This window comes from Paraburkholderia sp. SOS3, from assembly GCF_001922345.1.
Lineage (GTDB): Bacteria > Pseudomonadota > Gammaproteobacteria > Burkholderiales > Burkholderiaceae > Paraburkholderia.
In genome coordinates this window covers 2622724-2642440 of record NZ_CP018812.1, presented here as the reverse complement: position 1 = coordinate 2642440, position 19717 = coordinate 2622724, and the positions used below count along the sequence as shown (strand labels likewise).

The following is a 19717-nucleotide window of genomic DNA, read 5'->3' as shown; positions in this document are numbered from 1 at the left end:
GCTTTTGCCTTGGAAGAATGGACCCAACGAGTCTGCCCCAGTTTCGCGATATCCCATGGCGATGGATCGCGTATGCGACGTCGCTGCTGACCGTCGCCGCGGTTATCTTCGCGTTCAACCATCAGATCGAAATCAAGCAGGATGTGCCCTGTGAAATCGTGTCCTCGTCGGAAGTGAAGATTCGCGGTATCAGCGGACTCGTGACGTCGATTTACGCGCAACCGGCTGCGCACATCGCGCAGGGCGCGCCGCTTTTCAGGGTGCAGCGCGACTTGTCGCTCGCGAGCGATGGCAGCCAGCGCTTCGATTTCGATGCGCGCATGCGCGACGAGCAGCTCGCGGCCGCCGACGCGCAGTGGGCACAGCGCAAGCTCCAGCTACGCGCGCAACTCGACGGTACGCAAGCGACCGAGGCGAGCCGGCGCGCCGAACTGCCGGCGCTCGACGAACAGATCGCACAAACCGAGGCGCTCGCCGAGGGTTCGGCACGCAAGCTGCAGCGGCTCGAATCGGCCACCGGCCTCGTCACGGCGAATCGCGTTGAAGACGCGAGTGCGGAAGTGCACCAGGCGAGGTCGAGCGTCGCGCAAACCAGGGCGCGGCGCGCGCAGCTGATAGGCGAGATCGGTTCATTGCGCAACACGCGCGCCGATCTCGAAGCGCAAATGAAGGAACTCGACGCGCGCCATGCCCGCGATGTACAGGACATCCGGGTGAAGTTCGAGCAGTCGCGCCAGGATACGACGATTTCCGCGCCGAAAGCAGGCGTCGTCACGTTCTCGAGTCTCGTGCCGGGACGCATGCTTGCCCCTGAAGACGTCGCACTCGTCATCGCCACCGGCGACGATCGCCGTTTGCGTGCCGCGCTGCTGATTCCATCGCGGCGCCGCGGCTTTGTCCGGATCGGCCAGACCGTGCGGCTCAAGTTCGATGCGTTTCCGTACGGAAAATTCGGTACCTACGAAGCGCGCATCGATGCCTTGTCCGATACGACGGTGGAGCCGCCCGCACCGCCGGGCGGCAATCCGAAGAATGCCGGCAGGCCGGCCGGCGACAGCTATATGGCATGGGCGACGCTGCGCGGCCGCACGTTCGATTTCGAGGGGCAGCACTTCGACATTTTGCCGGGCATGCGGGCGATGGCGAGCATCGTGGTCGAACGCAGGACGGTTGCCGAGTGGGTACTCGCGCCGCTCTTTCGCGTGTTGAGGGGGTGAACGTGCGCATCATCTACCAGAATGAAGTGGCCGAATGCGGATATGCGTGCCTTGCGATGGTGCTGTCCCATCTGGGCCGCGCAACCGAGGTGCGCGAACTGTCGGTATTCCGGCCGATCTCGGCGAACGGTCTTTCGCTGATGGACCTGTATGACGTGGCCGTCGAATTCGGGCTCGCGGTGCAGGCCTACCGTTTCGATGCGGGCGCGGATCTGCATTCGATCGCGCGCGGCTCGATTCTGCATTTCGGCGGTGCGCATTTCGTCGTGTTCGACAAATGCGGCCGCGGCTATGTGCAGGTGATCGACCCCGCGAGCGGCAAGCGCCGCATCTCGCTCGATACGTTCGTTGCGAGCGTCTCGGGCTATCTGCTCGAATGCGCGCCGACGCCAGCGTTGCCGCGCATCCGCATGAAGTCGCGCATTCCTGCTGCGCTTGCACGCGTGCGCGCGCTGAATCCATTGTTGCGGCAACATCTGGCGAAGGTGCTGTTCGTCGCGCTCGGCAGTCAGTTTGCGATTCTCGCGATGCCATATCTGGGCAACCTCGTGCTCGACTATGTCGTGGCGGCGGACAACCTGAATCTGCTGAACGTGCTGGTGCTGACGTTCGCCAGTATCTTCGCGGCGGGTGCGCTGAGTCAGTATGTCGAAACGATGCTCGTCGAACTGTTGCACGGGCGCGTGCGGATCAACACGACGGAAGGGCTGCTCGGCCATCTGCTGCGCAATCCGATGTCGTGGTTCGAGAAGCGTCACGTCGGCGATGTGTTCGCGCGCGTCAAGGCGCAGGACGAAATCAGCGTGTACGCGACGCGTACCTTCGTGTCGCTATGCATCGACGTGACCGTCGGCGTGCTGGCGCTTTGCCTGATGCTGATGCAAAGCCGGCGCCTCACGCTCGTTGCGCTGGCGATGTTTGCCGTTTATGTCGCGATTGCGATAGCGATGTTCGCGCGCATGCGCGACACGCACGCGCTCGTCGTCGAGCGTTCGGCGCGTTGCGATGACGCGCTGATCGAGACGATCCGCGCCGCATCGCTGATCAAGCTTGCGCAGGGCGAGACGCGCCGCACCGCGCTCTTTATGACGAAGTACAAGGAGTACATCGCGGCGACGCTGTCGAGCGCGCGCCTGACCAATACGCGCGATGCGATTCTGAAGCTCGTCAATTATGCGGACACGATCGCAATTACATGGTTCGCCGCGCGCCTGATGCTGGGCGGCGCCGTCTCGGCCGGCGTGTTCTATTCATTCCTCATCTACAAGTCGCTGCTCTCGGAGCGCTTCGCGCACGCGATCAACTCGGGCTTCGCTTACCTGATGCTGAGCGTGCCGGTGGCGCGCGTGGCCGATATCGCGGACTGCGAGGCGGAGCGCTATACGCCGCTTGCCGATAGCCTGAAAGCGGCGGAAGTTCGCGAGTTCCGGCAGATCGAGGTGCGCGATGTGACGTTTCGTTATGGCGTCTCCGATCGGCCCGTGCTGAAAAACGCGAGCATCGATATCCGCAGCGGCGACAAGATTGCGATTGTCGGCCCATCGGGAAGCGGCAAGTCGACGTTGTTCAAGCTGCTGTCCGCGGCCGAGCCGTTGCAGGAAGGGCGCATTGCGCTGAACGGTATCGACTGGCGCAATCTGAGCGTCGACGAAATTCGCCGCCACGCCGCGCATATGCGGCAGGGCGATCTGATTCTGCATGGTTCGATTGCCGATAACGTTTCGCTGTTTGCCGCGAGCGTCGACGAAGATCGCGTGCACGCCACACTCGCCGCGGTCGGCCTGCTCGAGGACGTGATGCGTCTGCCGATGCGCACGCGCACCGTGATCAGCGACACGATCGCCAATATTTCGGCCGGTCAGCGGCAGCGGCTTCTGCTGGCGCGCGCGCTGTATCAGCGGCGCAGCCTGCTGCTGCTCGACGAGCCGACTTCGAATCTCGATCCGGCGTCGGTCCGGCACATCGCCGCATTGCTGCGGCAACTCGATTGCACGGTGGTCGTCATTACGCACGATCTGACGCTGGCCGCCACGTTTGAAATTCGCTATCGACTGCACGATGGTGCGTTGCTGAGGGAAACGGCGGGAAATGCGAACCTTGACATGGAGCCCACGCATGGTTGATCGACGTCGGGCAATGGGTGTCGCAGCCGCGCTCGCAGCGATGCTGTGCGGCAGCGGCTACGCGCATGCGGTGGATTTGCTGACCGTCGTCGAACAGGCGGTCGATTACGACGCAAGCGTCGCGCAGGCACGCGCCTCGTATGACGCCGCTCGGCAGGCCGTGCCGATTGCGCGCGCCGCGCTGCTGCCGCAACTCTCAGGCGGCTGGGGGCGCGGCTATAACCGCATCGATACGGAAGGCTTTCCGCGCAACGACTACTGGCAAAGCGGATGGAGCGTCAACCTGACCCAGCCGCTGTTCGACTGGACACGCTGGACGAATTACCGGCAGGCGGACCTCGTCGAAGCGCGCGGCGCGGTCGAATTCGGCGGCGCGCAGCAGGCGTCGATTCTTCGTGCCGCGAAAGCGTATTTCGACGAACTCGCCGCCGAGGACGAAGTGCGCCGCATCGACGATTACCTTGCCGCGATCGACGCCGAATACGGGCAATTGCAACGCAGGCGCGATGCGGGCGAGGCAACCGGAATCGATCTGCGCGATGCGCACACGCTGCGCGACGAAATCGTTCTGCAGCAGCGCGTGGCGCAGGTGAATCTGCAAGCGAAGCGCCGTGCACTCGAACAGGTGACGGGCGCGCCTTTCGAACCGCTTGCGCGTTTGCGTGGCGCAATGCCGCTGCCCGCGGCGGCGCCCGCGGACCCGGAAGACTGGGCGGCGCAGGCGCGCGAGCATGGCTTCGGCGTGCAGATGCGGCAGCTCGACTGGCAGATCGCGCAGTACGACGTGACCAAGGCGCGCGCGGCGCACTATCCGGTAGCGGGCGTGACCGCGAGTTATACGCCGGCCGGCGCGGCGGCTGGCTATGCGCGGCCGACCACCACGACTACGGCCATGCTGACCGTCACCATTCCGCTTTTTTCCGGCGGCGAGGTGCAGTCGAAGGTCAAGGCATCGGAAGCGCTCGAGGATAAGGCGCGTAACGGTCTGTTGTCCGCGCAGCGCGATGCCGAGGCGGCTGCGCGCGAAAGCTTCGCGCGCTACGAGGCGGGGCGCGAGCGGACCCGCATGCTGATCGACTTCGTCGAAGCGTGCCGCAACACGCTCGACGCTACGCAAGCGGGCTACAAGGTCGGCAGCCGGACCAGCACCGACGTGCTGCGCACGCTGAATGCGCTTTACGTGGCGCGGCGCGATCTGCGCGCCGCGCGCTACGACACGATCGTCGCACTGTTGCAATTGAAAGCCGACGCCGCGACGCTCGATATCGACGATATAGCCGCCATCGGCTCGTTGCTGATCGGGCCGCGCGACGATCTGTCCGCGCCGGCTAAGGGATAACGCGCATGCCTGTCGAGCGATTCGCCTCTGCCGGCGCGAGCCCGATGCGGTAAGCTCGATATTCGCCGCGACAGACGGCAACCGCAAAAGAGACATAGGAGGCGACATGCGCAAGCTCCGCTCGCAGAGCTGGTTTGGCAGGGACGACAAAGATGGCTTTATCCACCGCTCGTGGATGAAGAATCAGGGCATTCCGCACGACGAATTCGACGGCCGGCCTGTTATCGGCATCTGCAATACATGGTCCGAACTGACGCCATGCAACGCGCATTTCCGCGAACTGGCGGACTACGTGAAGCGTGGCGTGCGCGAAGCGGGCGGCCTGCCGCTCGAGTTTCCGGTGATGTCGCTCGGCGAAACGAATTTGCGGCCTACGGCCATGCTGTTTCGCAACCTCGCGTCGATGGATGTCGAGGAATCGATTCGCGGCAATCCGATCGACGGCGTGATTCTGCTGGTCGGCTGCGACAAGACCACGCCGGCATTGCTGATGGGCGCGGCGTCTTGCAATCTGCCTGCGCTCGCCGTCTCGGGCGGCCCGATGCTCAATGGCCGTTTTCGTGACGGTACGCTCGGCTCGGGCACCGGCGTCTGGCAAATGTCGGAGGAAGTACGCGCGGGCACGATGACGCGCGAGGAATTCGTCGAAGCGGAATCGTGCATGAACCGCTCGCGCGGCCACTGCATGACGATGGGCACCGCATCGACAATGGCCTCGATGGTCGAATCGCTCGGCATGGGTTTGCCGCACAATGCGGCCATTCCGGCGGTCGACGCGCGCCGCCAGGTGCTTGCGCATATGGCGGGGCGCCGCATCGTCGACATGGTGCGCGACGATCTGACGATGGACAAGATTCTGACGCGTCAGGCATTTGAAAACGCGATTCGCACGAATGCGGCGATCGGCGGCTCCACGAATGCGGTCGTGCACCTGCTTGCGATCGCCAAACGCATCGGCGTCGAACTGACGCTCGAAGACTGGGAACTCGGTTCCGAAGTGCCGTGCCTCGTGAACCTGCAGCCGTCCGGCGAATTCCTGATGGAAGATTTCTATTACGCGGGCGGCTTGCCCGCGGTGCTGCGGCAACTCGGCGAACAGGGGCTGTTGCATCGCGACGCGCTGACCGTCAACGGCAAGACGATCTGGGACAACGTGAGCGAGGCGCCGAATTACAACGAGCAGGTCATCACGTCGTTCGCGAAGCCGTTCAAGCCGCATGCGGGCATTGCGGTGCTCAAAGGCAATCTTGCGCCGAACGGCGCGGTCATCAAGCCGTCGGCCGCAACGCAATCGCTGCTCAGGCATCGCGGCCGCGCGGTCGTGTTCGAGAACGTCGAGGAGTTGCATGCGAAGGTCGACGACGAGTCGCTCGATATCGACGAAAACTGCGTGATGGTGCTAAAGGGCGCGGGCCCGAAGGGCTATCCGGGCTTCGCGGAAGTCGGCAATATGCCGCTGCCGAAGAAGGTGCTGCAAAAAGGGATTACCGATATGGTGCGGATCTCCGATGGACGCATGAGCGGCACCGCGTATGGCGCGGTGGTGCTGCATGTATCCCCGGAGGCTGCGGCGGGCGGCCCGCTCGCGCTCGTGCGCACCGGCGACATGATCGAACTCGATGTGCAGGCGCGCAAGCTTCATCTCGAGGTCTCAGACGAAGAACTCGAGCGCCGGCGCGCCGCGTGGCAAGCGCCCGAATTGCCGAAGCGCGGATACTACCGGCTCTATGTCGAGCATGTGTTGCAGGCGGATCAGGGCGCCGATCTCGACTTTCTGGTCGGTGCCAGCGGTGCGCCGGTGCCGCGCGATTCGCATTGAGCGACGCGAATCACGCGCCCCATCGCCGACGCGTCTTCGCCGAAAGCGCGCGTGCGCCGGGGCGCGCACTGCGCACGGCGCGTATTCCCGGTCGATCGCGAGCGGATCATAAGCCGCGAATCGCAAACGTGTCGGCGTATTCAACCGGGTTTGAGCCATCCCACACGCGCCCATCGATCAACGCCTGCGGTGCCTGGGTGTCCGGCACGATCACCCCCACGTTGTGCGCTGCTTCGCGATAAAGCCGGGTCTGGTTGATCTGCGCGGCGATTTCCGCATAGTCGTCACGCGTGTCGATCATTGCCCAACGCTGGAACTGCGTCAGAAACCAGACACCGTCGTCGGGCCGCGGATAGTTCACCTGTCCGCCCGAGAAAAAGCGGATGGGCAAACGCGTATCGTGCCCGGTTGCACGCTGCAAACGCGGTGCGATCGTCTCCACCGGCACGCCGATAAATTCAGGTTGCGCAAGCCGCCGTGCGATTTCCGCGCAATGGCGGTCGTCGTCGAGCCAGCGGCACGCCTCGAGCATCGTCTGCACGAGCGCGCGCGATGTATTCGGAAAACGGCTCACGAAATCGCGCCGGCAGGCGAGCACCTTCTCCGGATGGTCCGGCCAGATTTCGCTGCTATAGACGGCCGTCGCGCCGACGCCTTGCGCCTGTGCCACCGCGTTCCACGGCTCGCCGACGCACAGCCCGTCGAGCCGGTCCTGCGCAAGCGCATCGACCATCTGCGGCGGCGGAATCACGACGCTCTCGATATCCCGCAACGGATGCACGTTTTGTGCGGCGAGCCAGTAGTACAGCCACATCGCATGCGTGCCGGTCGGGAACGTCTGCGCGAACACGGGTTTGCGGCCGAGCGTCGCGAGTGCTTCGGGCAGCGTGCGATGCGACGCGAGCGCTTCGGTGAGGCGGCGCGACAGCGTGATGGCCTGGCCGTTGCGGTTCAGCACCATCAGCACGGCCATATCGGTTTGCGGTCCGCCGAGGCCGAGCTGCACGCCGTAGACCAGGCCGTACAGCGCATGCGCGGCGTCGAGATCGCCGGAGATGAGCTTGTCCCGCACGGCGGCCCACGAGGGCTGGCGCACGAGTTCGAGCGTGAGGCCGTGCGCGTGGCCGAATTCGTATAGCTTCGCCGCTACGAGCGGCGCCGCGTCGCTGAGCGCGACGAAGCCCAGACGCAGATGCGTTTTTTCGAGCCGGCCGGGCGCCATGTGCGACGCGTCCGGTAGAGGCGAGTGTGCAGATTCAGTCATAAGCGGCCCATCGTCATTCCGGCAAGTCCGCCGACGCGACGATCTGGCGCGCGACGTCGACGAGTTTGATGCTTTGGTCCATCGCGCGTTTGCGCAGCGTCGCATACGCGGCGTGCTCGGTCATTTTCTGACGCTCCATCAGCACGCGTTTCGCGCGGTCGATCAGCTTGCGCTCGGCGAGTTCGTTTTCGGCCTGCGCGAGACGTTCGCGCAGTTGCGATTCCTGCGCAAAGCGTGCGAGCGCCACTTCGAGAATCGGTGCGAGGCGTTCGGTGGCGAGACCTTCGACGAGATACGCGGTGACGCCTGCGCCGACCGCATCGCGAATCAGCTGCTGGTTCGTGTCGTTGCTGAACATCAGCACCGGGCGCGGCGCGGTCGCGTTCATCACGGCGAGCTGCTCGAGCGTATCGCGCGATGGCGATTCGGTATCGATGATGATCACGTCGGGCCGCTCGCTCTCGACCGTACGATGCAGCGCCTGCGGCGTCGCCGTGCCGGTCAGCATTTCGTAGCCGAGTTGCGCGAGCGTTTCGCGCAATTCGCCTATCGGCTTGTCGGTATCGGTCACGAGCAGTACACGCAGCATGGTCTTCCAGTTCGATTCTTCAGTAGCGCGGGGCGGCGCCGCATGTCGGACTTCGCGTTTTGCTTCGTGCTTGCCTTCGCACCTGCGGCGTCAGCCTGCGACAGCGGCCGTGTCGACAAGCCGTTTCAGTTCCGGCAGGCACGAGCCGCAGACCGTGCCGCAGCCGAGCTTCGCTTTCAGTTCGGGCACGCTCGCGCCATGCGCGATCGCCTCGTTGATACTCGACGCCTTCACCTGCATGCAGCCGCACACGACGCGATCACGCACCGCCGGTTCCGCGCGCAGACCCGCGAATGCCGCAAAACGCGGGCCGCTCCACGGCGTCGCGTCGCGCAATTTTGCCAGCAAGGCGGCGCCGTTTGCGGTGTCGCCGGCCAGCACGAAGCCGTCTATCACGTTTTCGCGCCAGATCGCGCGCCTGTCAAGTCCGCGCCGTGCGTCGCGGTATTCGAGCGTATCGTCGCCGGACGGCAAATCCATGGCCGCATAGACGCGCTCGAGCCAGCCTTGCGGCGCAGCAGTGTGCGCGGCGCGCAGAATTAGCAGGTCGTCGGCATCGAATGTGACCGATGCGTAGGCGCATTCCCCGAGCAGCGGCTGCAGCGCGGCCTGCAGCGCAAGTGCGTCGCCGCGGCGTGCCGCGATCATGCGCCATGGCAGGTCGGCGCGTTCGACGCGCACGGCCGCATGCTTGAGCTCCGGCTGCTTCGAATGCGGATCGACCGCGCCGTGCGTCGTCTCGTTGATGCCGCCGCTGGCGACGAACTGGCCGCTCCAGTGCATCGCGGCGAATACGGCGCCAGACTGCACGTCCTCGGAGATCTGCAGCGGCAGCACCAAGGCGCCGCGGCGGCTCTTCACCTGCACGAGGTCGCCTTCCGCGAGACCGCGGCGCGCGGCATCGCCCGGATGCATCGTCAGTGCCGGTTCCGGTGCATGCGAAAACAGCCTTGCCACGCGGCTCGTGCGGCTCATGCCATGCCACTGGTCGCGCAGGCGTCCGGTCGTCAGACGGAACGGAAAGCGCGCGTTGACCTCGTCGGCCACCGGCAGATAGCGCGTTGCATGAAAGCGCGCGCGCCCGTCCGCGGTGGCGAAGCGGCCATCGGTGTAGCGGCGCGCATCGCCCGCTGCGTGGCCCGGCGGAAACGGCCATTGCTGCGGCCCCTGCGCGTCGAGCAATGCATAGCTGAGGCCGCCGATGTCGAGATCGCGGCCGGCCGTGAGCGCGCGATGTTCGTCGAATACCGCTTCGGTGGTCTCGAAGCCGAACAGGTGCGGCTCGCGTTCGAGCTTGTGCGCGATACGGCGCGCGACTTCGTTTGCGATCCACCAGTCGGGCTTCGCCTCTCCGGCGGGCTCGACGGCGGCGCGCACGCGCGTGATGCGCCGCTCCGAATTCGTGACGGTCCCGGCTTTTTCGCCCCACGTCGCCGCGGGCAGCAGCACGTCCGCGTAGGGCACCGTGTCGGTTTGCATGAACGCGTCCTGCACGACGACGAATTCGGCCTGATCGAGCGCCTCGCGCACCTTCGCGATATCGGGCATCGAATGCACGGGGTTCGTGCACGCAATCCAGACCGCCTTGACCTTGCCGCTGCGCGCCGCTTCGAAGAGGTCGACGGCGGGCAGTCCCGGCGTGTCCGACAGGCGCGTCGCATCGGCCAGCCCCCAGAGCCGCGCGATTTCTTCGCGATGCGCGGCGTTGCCGATATCGCGGTGCGCGGCGAGCATGGTCGCCATGCCGCCGACTTCGCGCCCGCCCATCGCGTTCGGCTGGCCGGTCAGCGAAAACGGGCCGGCGCCGGGACGGCCGATCTGATGCGTCGCCAGATGCAGGTTGATCAGCGCGAGATTCTTGTCGGTGCCGTGGCTCGACTGGTTCAGGCCCATGCAATAGAGCGAAAGCGCCGCGGGGCTTTCGCCGAACCACCGGGCCGCCTGCAGCAGGTCCTGCTCGGCAATGCCGCACAATTCGGCGGCGACACGCGGCGTGAATTCGCGCACCAGATTTTTCAGGTCGGCGAAACCGGTTGTGTGCGCATCGATATAGTCGCGCTCGACGAGACCTTCCCAGATCAGGTGATGCAGCATGCCGTTGAAGAGCGCGACATCGGTGCCGGGCTGGATCGCGAGATGCAGATCGGCCATCGCGGCCGTGTCGGTGCGGCGCGGATCGACGACGATCCAGCGGATCGCGGGGTTCGCGGCCTTGGCCGCTTCGAGCCGACGGAACAGCACCGGATGCGCCCACGCCATGTTGCTGCCCGCGAACAGCACCGTTTGCGCGAGTTCGAGGTCTTCGTAGCAGGTCGGCGGACCGTCGGCGCCCAGTGCCATCCTGTACGCCGTCACCGCGCTCGACATGCACAGGCGCGAGTTCGTATCGATGTTGTTGGTGCCGATCAGGCCTTTCGCGAGCTTGTTGAAGACGTAATAGTCTTCGGTGAGCAACTGGCCGGACAGGTAGAACGCAACGGCATCGGGGCCATGTTCGTCGATCACGTCGGCAAAGCGTTGCGCGACCGTGTCGAGTGCGTCGTTCCACGACACGGCGCGGCGCGGCTCGTCGCGCGCCGTGCGCAAGGCGGGCGTCAGCATGCGGCCGGTCTCGCTGCGCGCGCTGTCCGCGAGCGCGAGCCCCTTGCTGCACAGCCTGCCGAAGTTCGCCGGATGTTCGGGGTCGCCCCTGACGCCGGTGATGCGCCCGTCCTCCGCCTCGATCAGCACGCCGCAGCCGACGCCGCAGTAACAGCAGGTGGAACGGGTGACGGTTTTCATCGAACCTCCATGCGCCTGATTGCGTCTGCTCATTGCATCAGGTCTCGCGCGCTATTCGAGGCACAGGTACACCGTGCCGTCCTCATCGACGCGCACCGGAAAGTGGCGCGCGCAACCTTCATCGGGCGCTTTCGCGACGCCGCTGGCGAGATCGATATTCCACGCGTGCAGCGGGCAGGTCACGCTCTCGCCGTGCACGATGCCGAGCGACAGCGCGCCGCCTTTGTGCGGGCACCGGTCGAGCAGCGCGAATACGTTGTCGGTGGCGGTGCGAAAGATCGCGATATTGCCGTTCGCGCGTTCGAGCACGCGGCTGCCGAGCGGCGGAATGTCGGCAACGGTGCAGATGCGCGTCCACGCGCGGCTCACTTGCATGTCCATGGTCATGTTCCCTTCCGGTCTGTTGCGTTCGCTTTCAGGCCACTACCTTGAGCGGGATGTATTCGCTCTCCTGCATGCCCGCGATGCGCGCCTCCCATGGATCGGGCAGGCCTTCGAGCGAATAGAGCAGCCGTTCGTAGAGCGCCTTGCGGCTCGCCGCATCCTCGACCACTTTCTGTTTCACGTAGTCGAGCCCGACGCGTGCGATGTAATGCACGGTGCGGTCGAGGTAATACGCTTCTTCGCGATAGAGCTGCAGGAACGCACCGGTGTATTCCTTCACCTCGTCCGGCGTCTTCACCTTGACGAGGAACTGCGCGACTTCGGTCCTGATGCCGCCGTTGCCGCCCACATACAGTTCCCAGCCGCTTTCGACCGCGATCACGCCGACGTCCTTGATGCCGGCTTCGGCGCAGTTGCGCGGACAGCCCGACACCGCGAGCTTCGTCTTGTGCGGCGACCACATATTGGCGAGCATGGTTTCGAGATCGATGCCCATCTGCGTGCTGTTTTGCGTGCCGAAGCGGCAGAACTCGCTGCCCACGCACGTTTTCACGGTGCGGATCGACTTGCCGTATCCGTGGCCCGACTTCATGCCGAGGTCTTTCCATACGTGCGGCAGATCCTCCTTTTTGATGCCGAACAGGTCGATCCGCTGGCCGCCCGTCACCTTGACCATCGGCACGTTGTACTTGTCCGCCACGTCCGCAATGCGGCGCAGTTCGGCCGAGTTCGTCACGCCGCCTTTCATCTGCGGGATCACCGAGAAGGTGTTGTCCTTCTGGATGTTCGCGTGCACGCGCTCGTTGACGAAACGGCTTTGCGGATCGTCGACGGCTTCGCGCGGCCAGGTCGACAGCAGGTAGTAGTTGATCGCGGGGCGGCACGTCGCGCAGCCATTCGGCGTGCGCCATTCGAGGAAGTCGTAGACCTCGCGGTGCGTGAGCAGATGGTGGTCGCGAATCGCCTTGCGCACTTCGCCGTGGTTGCGATCGGTGCAGCCGCACACGGCCTTCGTCTTCGGCGGCTCCTGGAAGTTTGCGCCGACCGTGCTCATCAGGATCTGTTCGACAAGCCCCGTGCACGAGCCGCACGAGCTCGACGCCTTCGTGTGCTTCTTCACGTCGTCGAGCGTAAACAGGCCCTTTTCGGTGATGGCCTTGACGATCGTGCCTTTGCATACGCCGTTGCAGCCGCACACTTCGTCGCTGTCGGCCATCGCGGCGGCGCGGCTTTGTCCCTGCACGCCCGCATCGCCGACGCTCGATTCGCCGAACATGATGTGGTCGCGCAGCTCGCCGAGCTTGCGGCCTTCGCGCAGCAGCCTGAAGTACCAGGCGCCGTCGGCGGTGTCGCCATACAGGCATGCGCCGACGAGCTGGTCGTCCTTGATCACGAGTTTCTTGTAGACGCCGCCCGCCGGATCGGACAGCACGATTTCCTCGGTGCCCTCGCTGCCCATGAAATCGCCCGCGGAAAAGAGGTCGATACCGGTTACCTTCAGCTTCGTCGACAGCACCGATCCTTTGTAGCTGCCGATGCCCATCAGCGCGAGATGGTTCGCCGCGACCTTGGCCTGTTCGAAGAGCGGCGCGACAAGGCCGTACGCGATGCCGCGATGGCTTACGCATTCGCCGACCGCGTAGATGCGCGGATCGTAGGTCTGCAGCGCATCGCTGACGACGATGCCGCGATTGCAGTAGAGGCCCGCTGCTTCCGCGAGAGCGGTATTCGGGCGGATGCCTGCTGCCATCACGACGAGGTCCGCGGGAATCGCGTCGCCGTCCTTGAAGATCACGCCGGTCACTTCGCCTGCTTCGTTGCCCGCGATTTCCGCGGTCGCCTTGCTGAGCAGAAACCTGAGGCCGCGTGCTTCGAGCGAGCGCTGCAGGAGGCGCCCCGCGGTCGCATCGAGCTGCCGTTCGAGCAAGGTGTCGGCGAGGTGCACGACGGTCACCTCCATGCCGCGCAGCTTCAGACCGTTGGCGGCCTCGAGCCCGAGCAGGCCGCCGCCGATCACGACGGCATGACGTTTCACCGCAGCCGTGTCGATCATCGTCTGCGTATCGTAGATGTCGCGATAGCTGATCACGCCCTTGAGCGTGTTGCCGGGCACTGGCAGGATGAACGGCGTCGAACCGGTCGCGATCAGCAGACGCTCGTACGGCGCCTCGGTGCCGTCGGTGGCGATCACCTTGCGGCGCACGCGGTCGATCTTCTCGACGGTCTTGCCCAGGTGCAGATGAATGCCGTTCTGCTCGTACCACTCGAGCGGATTGAGCACGATGTCGTTGAAGCTCTGCTCGCCGGCCAGTACTGGCGACAGCAGGATGCGGTTGTAGTTCGGGTGAGGTTCGGCGCCGAAGACCGTGATGTCGTATTGATCGGGGGCGATCGTCAACAGTTCTTCGAGCGTGCGAATGCCGGCCATGCCGTTGCCGATGACGACGAGTCGGGGTTTGCTCATGATGTCCGTTCTGCCGAGGTATCGCGCAGCGGGGGGCGAAACCCGATGCAGCGCACGTCGAACGCCATTGCCCGACTGTTGTCTGCCGAAACTCCGCTTCATGCGTTGCTCTGTTGCGGGCGTTTGCGGCCGTATCTTGCGCGGATCGCGTTCGCCGATGGCGAACGTTGGTTCCGCTTGCGCCGCCCGCGTCTTTGCAGGCAACTCACCGCTTAAAGCAACGGTCGTGCCATTGAGCAGCAAAGCGGCAATTCCTTGTCCGGCAAGGCATTTGGCGCGCCGGTCACGACTTTTGTATTGCACCGCAGCAGTGCGCGAAATCAGCGATGCACTGAATTAGCGCGAGAACGCGCCGATGCGATGCCCGAATGTTTTTTGCTTTCCGATCGATGACGGCTGGAATAAGTGCTTTGTCTGCACGTTCTCCATACGACGGGCTTTCACACATTACAGGCCGGTGTGACAACAAGATGGACGATGGACGATTTGATTGAAATTGCCGCGAGCCATGGCCGGAGTTTCACAGGCTATCTCGCATTGCCCGCGCATAGACCGGCGCCGGGGCTCGTGCTGCTGCACGACGACTATGGCATCGACGAGCCCATCAAAGCGATGGCGCGGCGTTATGCCGAAGAAGGTTACGTGGTCGTCGTGCCCGATCTTTACTGGCGGCTCTCGCCGCGCAAGTCGTTCGACCGTTACGGCGGCGACGCCGCGCTCGCACGCGAACGTAACCGGCTTCTCGAGATCGATCATGCGATCGACGACATCAATTCGACCTTCGAAGCATTGCGCGAACATCCGGCGCAGGACGGCAAGGTCGGCGTGCTCGGCTTTGGACCCGGCGGTACGCTCGCGGTGCTCGCGGCAGCGCATACCGACGTCGACTGTGCGGTCGGCTACTGCGGCGCGGCGCTCGAAGCTCACCTCGGCGAGGCGCGCCGTCTGCGCTGCCCGGTGGTGCTGCATCTGTCGGGGCGCATTTCGTCGGCGCACGACGTGCTCGTGCGCGGCAAGATTCGCGCGGCGTTCGAGTACAAGCCGGGGGTCACGATCCACGAATACGACTGCGGCGAGTCGTTTACCGTGCCCGGCCCCGAATTCGACCGTCCGTCGGCGGCGTTGTCGTATTCGCGTTCGTTGTCGCTGCTCAAGAAGACGATGGGGCCGATCTATGCCATCGAACGCGTATGGAAGCGGCACTCGTATCACAAGTACGTCACGCGCGACGCCGAGGCCGTGATGGCGACGATGGTCGACGATCCCTACTTCAACGACGTGCCGACGATGACCGGGGGTGTCGGCCACGAGGAACTCAAGCGCTTCTATATCGAAGAGTTCATGCATTCGTTTCCACCCGACGCGCAGCATGTGCCGGTGTCGTTTACGGTCGGCGTCGACCGGATCGTCGACGAATTCGTGTTTCGTTGTACGCACACGTGCGAGATGCACTGGATGCTGCCCGGCGTCGCACCGACGGGCAAATACTTCGAAGTCGCGATGGTCGCGGTGATCTGCTTTCGCGGCGACAAGATCGACAACCTGCATGTGTATTGGGATCAGGCGACCGTGCTTGCGCAGATCGGCATGCTCGATGCCGAGGGTTTGCCGGTAGTTGGCATCCAGTCGGCGCGCAAGGTGCTCGATATTGCGCGGCCAAGCGATTCGCTGATACCGCGAATGAGCGGCGGAGACGATAAGCCCGGTTGAAGCGGGTTTTTCCGCGATGCGCGCAGCCGCCGGCTTGCGAGGTGGTGCGCGACGATACGGGCGCGCCGTCTGAAGCGACATTGACCGAATCGTCTGTCGGCCCTTTGGACAAGGCGCACTGCGTGTCAGGCGTTTTTTGCGTTACGGGTGCGGATTCGCTTGCGCATGAGGCCACCACGTCCAGCCGCGCTTCGAACTGCGCAGCCCGATCGTTGTGAGCGGCGCAATTTCGATTTGCGTGAATGCGGCGGGCGGCGCGTGCAGCACATGGATGAGCGCCGCGCGCAGCACGGCCGCATGTGTAATGGCGACGACCGCGCGACCGGCCGGGTCATTGCTCGCTAGCGCGTCGAGCCATGCGCCGACGCGTGCCAGAACCGCTTCGAACGACTCGCCACGCGGCGGCGCTGCAGCAGGATCGCGCAGCCACGCGTCCAGGGCCTGCGGCGCCTGCGTCGCGATCTCGGCGACGCGCATGCGTTGCCATTCGCCGTAGTCCGTATCGGCAAGCTCGGTGGCAACGGTGGCATCGAAGCCGAACGCCCGAGCCGTGTCGCGCGCGCACGCTGCAGGACTGGTCAGCACGCGTACTTCGTCCACGCCGTCGAGTGCGAAGCGCACGCGCTGAGCGAAGGCGTTCGCTTCGGCGAGACCGCGCGCATCGAGCGGCTCGTTCGTGTCTGCGAACGTCGCGCTGCGTTGTGCCGCGGTCGACGCGTGGCTGACCAACCAGAGACGTGTCTGCATGTCGTTCCATGTGCATCTGCATGCGCAGGGTGCGCTGTTTTGCGCGGCCCGCGAAAAGCTCTCGGGGGTCGCACAGTTTAGCGCGTAGAATGAGCGCTACTCGAAGCGCGGAAGCCGGTGCAAGTCCGGCGCGGTCGCGCCACTGTAATCGGCCACATCGTTGGTCCGGAAGTCAGACCCAGCTTCGTGCCTTTTCTGCAATCGTCTATCGGGGCGCGTAACCCCAGGGAGATATCCGTCATGTCCGACGCAGTTTTCAAGCCGCTCGACACACTCGAACCCGCCGCCGAGCCCACCCCCATTCCGCTGCGCGAATTATTGCCGTGGGTTGTCTTCGGCGGCCTGCTGCTGTTGCTTGCGCTCTATTTCGTCGGCGCGGAAGAGGGCGCGACATCGCTGATCCCCGGCATGTACGTGCACGAATTCGTGCACGACGGCCGCCATCTGCTCGGCTTCCCCTGCCACTGACGCAGGAGCGAACCATGGTAGGTAAATTGCTGGTGCGCGGGATGCTCGCGGGCATCGCCGCGGGGTTGCTCACGTTCGGTCTGGCACGCGTGGCCGGTGAGCCGCAGGTCGATCAGGCCATTTCATTCGAGGAAAAAGCCGACGCGGCGAAGGGCGAAGCACCGGAGCCTGAACTCGTGAGCCGCGGCACCCAGGCAGGGCTCGGTCTCTTCACCGGTGTGGTCGTGTATGGGGCCGCAGTGGGCGGGCTCTTTGCGCTGACCTTCGCGTATTTTTACGGCCGCGCCAAAAAGCTCAGTGTGCGCGAACTGTCCGCATGGCTCGCGCTCGGCGCATTCATGGCGATTGCGATCGTGCCGGCGCTCAAGTATCCGCCAAACCCGCCGTCGGTCGGCGACCCGCAGACAATCGGCTATCGCACCGGGTTGTACTTCCTGATGATCGTCATTTCGCTGACCGCGCTCGTGTTTTCGATGAAGGTGCGCCGCCGCGCGATTGCACGCTTCGGCGTATGGAACGGGTCGATCCTCGCGGGGCTCGTATTCATTGCGATTATCGCGGCCGTGCAAGCCGGTTTGCCGGAGATCAACGAGGTGCCGGCCGCGTTTCCGGCGGTCGTGCTGTGGAAGTTCCGTGTTGCCGCACTCGGCATGCAGGCCGTGTTGTGGACGGCGCTCGGCTTGCTGTTCGGAGCATTCGCCGAACGCTTGCAGCGCGTGTCGCGCGCCGCTCGGCCGCAGCGGCGCCTCGCGGGTTGAACGGGTGGCTTGGGTTAAAGCACAGAGCACGCTATCTCGCTTCTGCGGCCTGCACGGCAAACGCGTGCAGGCCGTTTTTGTCGGGGCCCTGTTCGACCAGTTCGAGAAACCGCGCAAGACAGGGGTTCCGGTTCGTCGACAGCCATACGAGCACCTGAGAGATCGACGGTGCCTGCGCAAGCGGTTTGAACGTCACCCCCGCCAGTTGCGCGCGTTGCATCGACGCGGGCACGAGCGCGACGCCGGCGCCTTCATCGACAAGACTCAGGACTGTCTGCTGCAAACGCACCTCGAAGCGCACGTCGGGCTCGAAGCCACCCGTGCGGCAATGCTCGACGATGGTCGTATGCAGCCCTTCGCCGACTTCGCGCGCGGCGATGACGAATGGCTCATGCGCAAGCTGCGCAATCGACACCCGCCTCGCGCGGGCAAGCCGATGCCGGCGCGGCAGCGCGACGCACAGCGGTTCGGTCAGCACAGTGCGTGCGGCAAGCCCATGCGGCGGCGCGCCCGACAGCATGATCGCCGCATCGAGTTGCCCGTCGAGCACCTGCGGCGCGAGATCGTTCGAGACGATTTCCCGCAGATTCAGCGCGACATCGGGAAAAGCCGCGCCGTAACTGCGCGCGTAAGTAGGCAACACACTGTAAGCCGCGCACATCGTAAATCCGATCGACAGTTCGCCACGCTCGCCGAGCACCGCGGCGCGCGCATTGCGGCCCGCCTGATCGAGGGCGGCGAGAATCGCTTTCGCGTCGGCGTAGAAGCGCGCGCCCGCGGCGGTCAGCGTGACGCTGCGCGAGTTGCGCTCGATCAGCGTGACGCCTAGCGAGGCTTCGAGCGCCGCAAGCTGACGGCTCAGCGGCGGTTGCGACAGATTGAGCCGCGCGGCGGCGCGGCCGAAATGGCGCGTCTCGGCGAGGGTGACGAAATAGCGGAGCGGCTTGACATCGACCATGATGCAAAAAAAGTATCGTTGAGCAATTCAATCAGCATTGGATTGTATCGTTGATCGCGTTTACGCTAGCGGCCTTCCGACTGGCTGATGTGCATGTCCCGATGTTGTCCACGCTCGAAATCCTGATTCCTGTCTTCGCGTTGATTTTCGCCGGCTTCGTTTGCCGGCGGCGCAATCTGCTCGGCCCGACCGCCGCTTCCGAACTGAACCGTTTCGTTGTGTGGCTCGCGCTGCCCGCGCTGCTGTTCGACATCATGGCCCATTCCACCTGGCGCCAACTCGACCAGCCGGGTTTCGTGGCGACGTTTTCGGTTGCGTGCGCGGTGCTGTTCATTGGCGTGCTGATCGTGCGGCTCTTTCAAGGCCGGCATCTTGCGGACGCGAGCGTCGATGCGATCGCGGCGTCGTACCCGAATACCGGTTACATCGGCTTTCCGCTTGCGTTGATCGTATTCGGCAACGCGAGCCTCACGCCGACGACGATCGCGACGATCATCGTCGCTTGTGTGCTGTTTGCTTTCGCGATCGTGCTGATCGAAGTCGGGTTGCAGACCGAGCGTGCGCCGCACAAGCTCGGTTTGAAGGTGCTGCGCTCGCTCGCGAAAAATCCGCTGATCGTTTCGCCGATCGCGGGTGCGCTCGTCGCGAGCGTGCATTGGACCTTGCCGCACAGCGCCGAAACGTTTCTCAAGCTGCTGGGCGGCGCCGCGAGCCCGTGCGCGCTCGTGAGCCTCGGGCTCTTCCTGGCGGAGAAGCGGCAAGCGGGCAACGAACGCAATACGTCGGTTGCCATTACCGCGATCAAGCTGATCGTCCAGCCGGCCTTGGCCTGGTGGATGGCCTCGCGCGTGTTCGTACTGCCGGCCGATATGGCCGGTGTCGCCGTATTGCTTGCCGCACTGCCGACCGGCACCGGACCGTACATGCTCGCCGAGTTTTATCGGCGCGAGGCGCACGTGACGTCGCAAACCATCCTCTTTTCGACAGTCGCCTCGCTCGTGACGTTATCGTTGCTGTTGCTGATCATGCAGCGGCACGCTTTGTGACGAACTTTCGCGCTGCGGCCGCGCAGCCGGCGACGTTACGAGGCGGCACT

15 protein-coding genes and 1 riboswitch are annotated in these 19717 nt (G+C 64.6%); of the genes, 8 read left to right on the top strand and 7 right to left on the bottom strand.

Features of this window, described 5'->3' with window-relative positions:
* The first annotated feature begins 17 nt into the window (after nt 1–17).
* The 4 genes from BTO02_RS31780 (at nt 18) to BTO02_RS31765 (ending at nt 6498) form a co-directional block, all read left to right on the top strand.
* Nucleotides 18–1217, top strand: a complete 1200-nt coding sequence (locus BTO02_RS31780; RefSeq protein WP_075160939.1) for an HlyD family secretion protein — start codon at nt 18–20, stop codon at nt 1215–1217.
* 2 nt (nt 1218–1219) lie between these two features.
* The gene (locus tag BTO02_RS31775) at nt 1220–3340 is read left to right on the top strand and encodes a peptidase domain-containing ABC transporter (protein ID WP_075161584.1); all 2121 of its coding nucleotides are present in this window, start codon (nt 1220–1222) and stop codon (nt 3338–3340) included.
* Nucleotides 3333–4679, top strand: a complete 1347-nt coding sequence (locus BTO02_RS31770; RefSeq protein ID WP_075160938.1) for a TolC family outer membrane protein — start codon at nt 3333–3335, stop codon at nt 4677–4679. Before BTO02_RS31775 ends, BTO02_RS31770 begins: the two co-directional genes overlap by 8 nt.
* 106 nt (nt 4680–4785) lie before the next feature.
* Nucleotides 4786–6498 (top strand): IlvD/Edd family dehydratase, encoded by a 1713-nt coding sequence (locus BTO02_RS31765; protein ID WP_075160937.1) that lies wholly within the window; start codon nt 4786–4788, stop codon nt 6496–6498.
* A 106-nt stretch (nt 6499–6604) separates the two neighbouring features.
* On the opposite strand, the gene BTO02_RS31760 is transcribed toward BTO02_RS31765, so the two are convergent.
* The 5 genes from BTO02_RS31760 to nirB all read right to left on the bottom strand — a co-directional run bounded on the left by BTO02_RS31760 (nt 6605) and on the right by nirB (nt 13980).
* Nucleotides 6605–7762 (bottom strand): CmpA/NrtA family ABC transporter substrate-binding protein, encoded by a 1158-nt coding sequence (locus BTO02_RS31760; protein ID WP_075160936.1) that lies wholly within the window; start codon nt 7760–7762, stop codon nt 6605–6607.
* A gap of 13 nt (nt 7763–7775) precedes the next feature.
* The gene (locus BTO02_RS31755; protein WP_075160935.1) at nt 7776–8351 is read right to left on the bottom strand and encodes an ANTAR domain-containing response regulator; all 576 of its coding nucleotides are present in this window, start codon (nt 8349–8351) and stop codon (nt 7776–7778) included.
* A 90-nt stretch (nt 8352–8441) separates the two neighbouring features.
* Nucleotides 8442–11132 carry a nitrate reductase gene (locus BTO02_RS31750; protein WP_083615484.1) on the bottom strand — a complete coding sequence of 897 codons (2691 nt, stop codon included), beginning with the start codon at nt 11130–11132 and terminating at the stop codon, nt 8442–8444.
* 51 nt (nt 11133–11183) lie between these two features.
* Complete coding sequence (gene nirD, locus BTO02_RS31745) at nt 11184–11519, bottom strand: nitrite reductase small subunit NirD (protein ID WP_156884042.1); 336 nt, start codon at nt 11517–11519, stop codon at nt 11184–11186.
* Between the two features lie 28 nt (nt 11520–11547).
* Nucleotides 11548–13980, bottom strand: coding sequence for a nitrite reductase large subunit NirB (nirB, locus tag BTO02_RS31740; protein ID WP_075161583.1), 2433 nt, complete (start codon nt 13978–13980; stop codon nt 11548–11550).
* Between the two features lie 477 nt (nt 13981–14457).
* Here nirB and BTO02_RS31735 point away from each other — a divergent pair, with 477 nt between their 5' ends.
* Nucleotides 14458–15690, top strand: a complete 1233-nt coding sequence (locus BTO02_RS31735) for a dienelactone hydrolase family protein (protein WP_075160932.1) — start codon at nt 14458–14460, stop codon at nt 15688–15690.
* Nucleotides 15691–15831: 141 nt separating this feature from the next.
* On the opposite strand, the gene BTO02_RS31730 is transcribed toward BTO02_RS31735, so the two are convergent.
* Entirely contained in the window at nt 15832–16437 is a 606-nt protein-coding gene (locus tag BTO02_RS31730; RefSeq protein ID WP_075160931.1) for a histidine phosphatase family protein, read from the bottom strand.
* 56 nt (nt 16438–16493) lie between these two features.
* Nucleotides 16494–16638: riboswitch (cobalamin riboswitch) on the top strand.
* 39 nt (nt 16639–16677) lie between these two features.
* Between BTO02_RS31730 and BTO02_RS31725 the strand changes: the two genes are divergently transcribed.
* Complete coding sequence (locus tag BTO02_RS31725) at nt 16678–16905, top strand: CbtB domain-containing protein (protein ID WP_075160930.1); 228 nt, start codon at nt 16678–16680, stop codon at nt 16903–16905.
* Between the two features lie 14 nt (nt 16906–16919).
* Complete coding sequence (locus BTO02_RS31720) at nt 16920–17663, top strand: CbtA family protein (RefSeq protein ID WP_075160929.1); 744 nt, start codon at nt 16920–16922, stop codon at nt 17661–17663.
* Between the two features lie 31 nt (nt 17664–17694).
* Here the strand turns inward: BTO02_RS31720 and BTO02_RS31715 are convergent, their stop codons facing one another.
* Nucleotides 17695–18621 (bottom strand): LysR family transcriptional regulator, encoded by a 927-nt coding sequence (locus tag BTO02_RS31715; RefSeq protein WP_083615483.1) that lies wholly within the window; start codon nt 18619–18621, stop codon nt 17695–17697.
* 101 nt (nt 18622–18722) lie between these two features.
* Between BTO02_RS31715 and BTO02_RS31710 the strand changes: the two genes are divergently transcribed.
* On the top strand, nt 18723–19667 hold the full coding sequence (locus BTO02_RS31710; RefSeq protein WP_075160928.1) for an AEC family transporter: 945 nt from the start codon (nt 18723–18725) through the stop codon (nt 19665–19667).
* Nucleotides 19668–19717 lie beyond the last annotated feature (50 nt).

Bases quoted from the DNA above. Each gene is read 5' to 3' on its own strand.
- BTO02_RS31715 (WP_083615483.1), bottom strand. From the start codon at position 18,621: ATGGTCGATGTCAAGCCGCTCCGCTATTTCGTCACCCTCGCCGAGACG.
- BTO02_RS31710 (WP_075160928.1), top strand. From the start codon at position 18,723: ATGTTGTCCACGCTCGAAATCCTGATTCCTGTCTTCGCGTTGATTTTC.
- BTO02_RS31725 (WP_075160930.1), top strand. From the start codon at position 16,678: ATGTCCGACGCAGTTTTCAAGCCGCTCGACACACTCGAACCCGCCGCC.
- BTO02_RS31750 (WP_083615484.1), bottom strand. From the start codon at position 11,132: ATGAAAACCGTCACCCGTTCCACCTGCTGTTACTGCGGCGTCGGCTGC.
- nirD (WP_156884042.1), bottom strand. From the start codon at position 11,519: ATGACCATGGACATGCAAGTGAGCCGCGCGTGGACGCGCATCTGCACC.
- BTO02_RS31735 (WP_075160932.1), top strand. From the start codon at position 14,458: ATGGACGATTTGATTGAAATTGCCGCGAGCCATGGCCGGAGTTTCACA.
- BTO02_RS31770 (WP_075160938.1), top strand. From the start codon at position 3,333: ATGGTTGATCGACGTCGGGCAATGGGTGTCGCAGCCGCGCTCGCAGCG.
- BTO02_RS31755 (WP_075160935.1), bottom strand. From the start codon at position 8,351: ATGCTGCGTGTACTGCTCGTGACCGATACCGACAAGCCGATAGGCGAA.
- nirB (WP_075161583.1), bottom strand. From the start codon at position 13,980: ATGAGCAAACCCCGACTCGTCGTCATCGGCAACGGCATGGCCGGCATT.
- BTO02_RS31720 (WP_075160929.1), top strand. From the start codon at position 16,920: ATGGTAGGTAAATTGCTGGTGCGCGGGATGCTCGCGGGCATCGCCGCG.
- BTO02_RS31730 (WP_075160931.1), bottom strand. From the start codon at position 16,437: ATGCAGACACGTCTCTGGTTGGTCAGCCACGCGTCGACCGCGGCACAA.
- BTO02_RS31760 (WP_075160936.1), bottom strand. From the start codon at position 7,762: ATGACTGAATCTGCACACTCGCCTCTACCGGACGCGTCGCACATGGCG.
- BTO02_RS31765 (WP_075160937.1), top strand. From the start codon at position 4,786: ATGCGCAAGCTCCGCTCGCAGAGCTGGTTTGGCAGGGACGACAAAGAT.
- BTO02_RS31780 (WP_075160939.1), top strand. From the start codon at position 18: ATGGACCCAACGAGTCTGCCCCAGTTTCGCGATATCCCATGGCGATGG.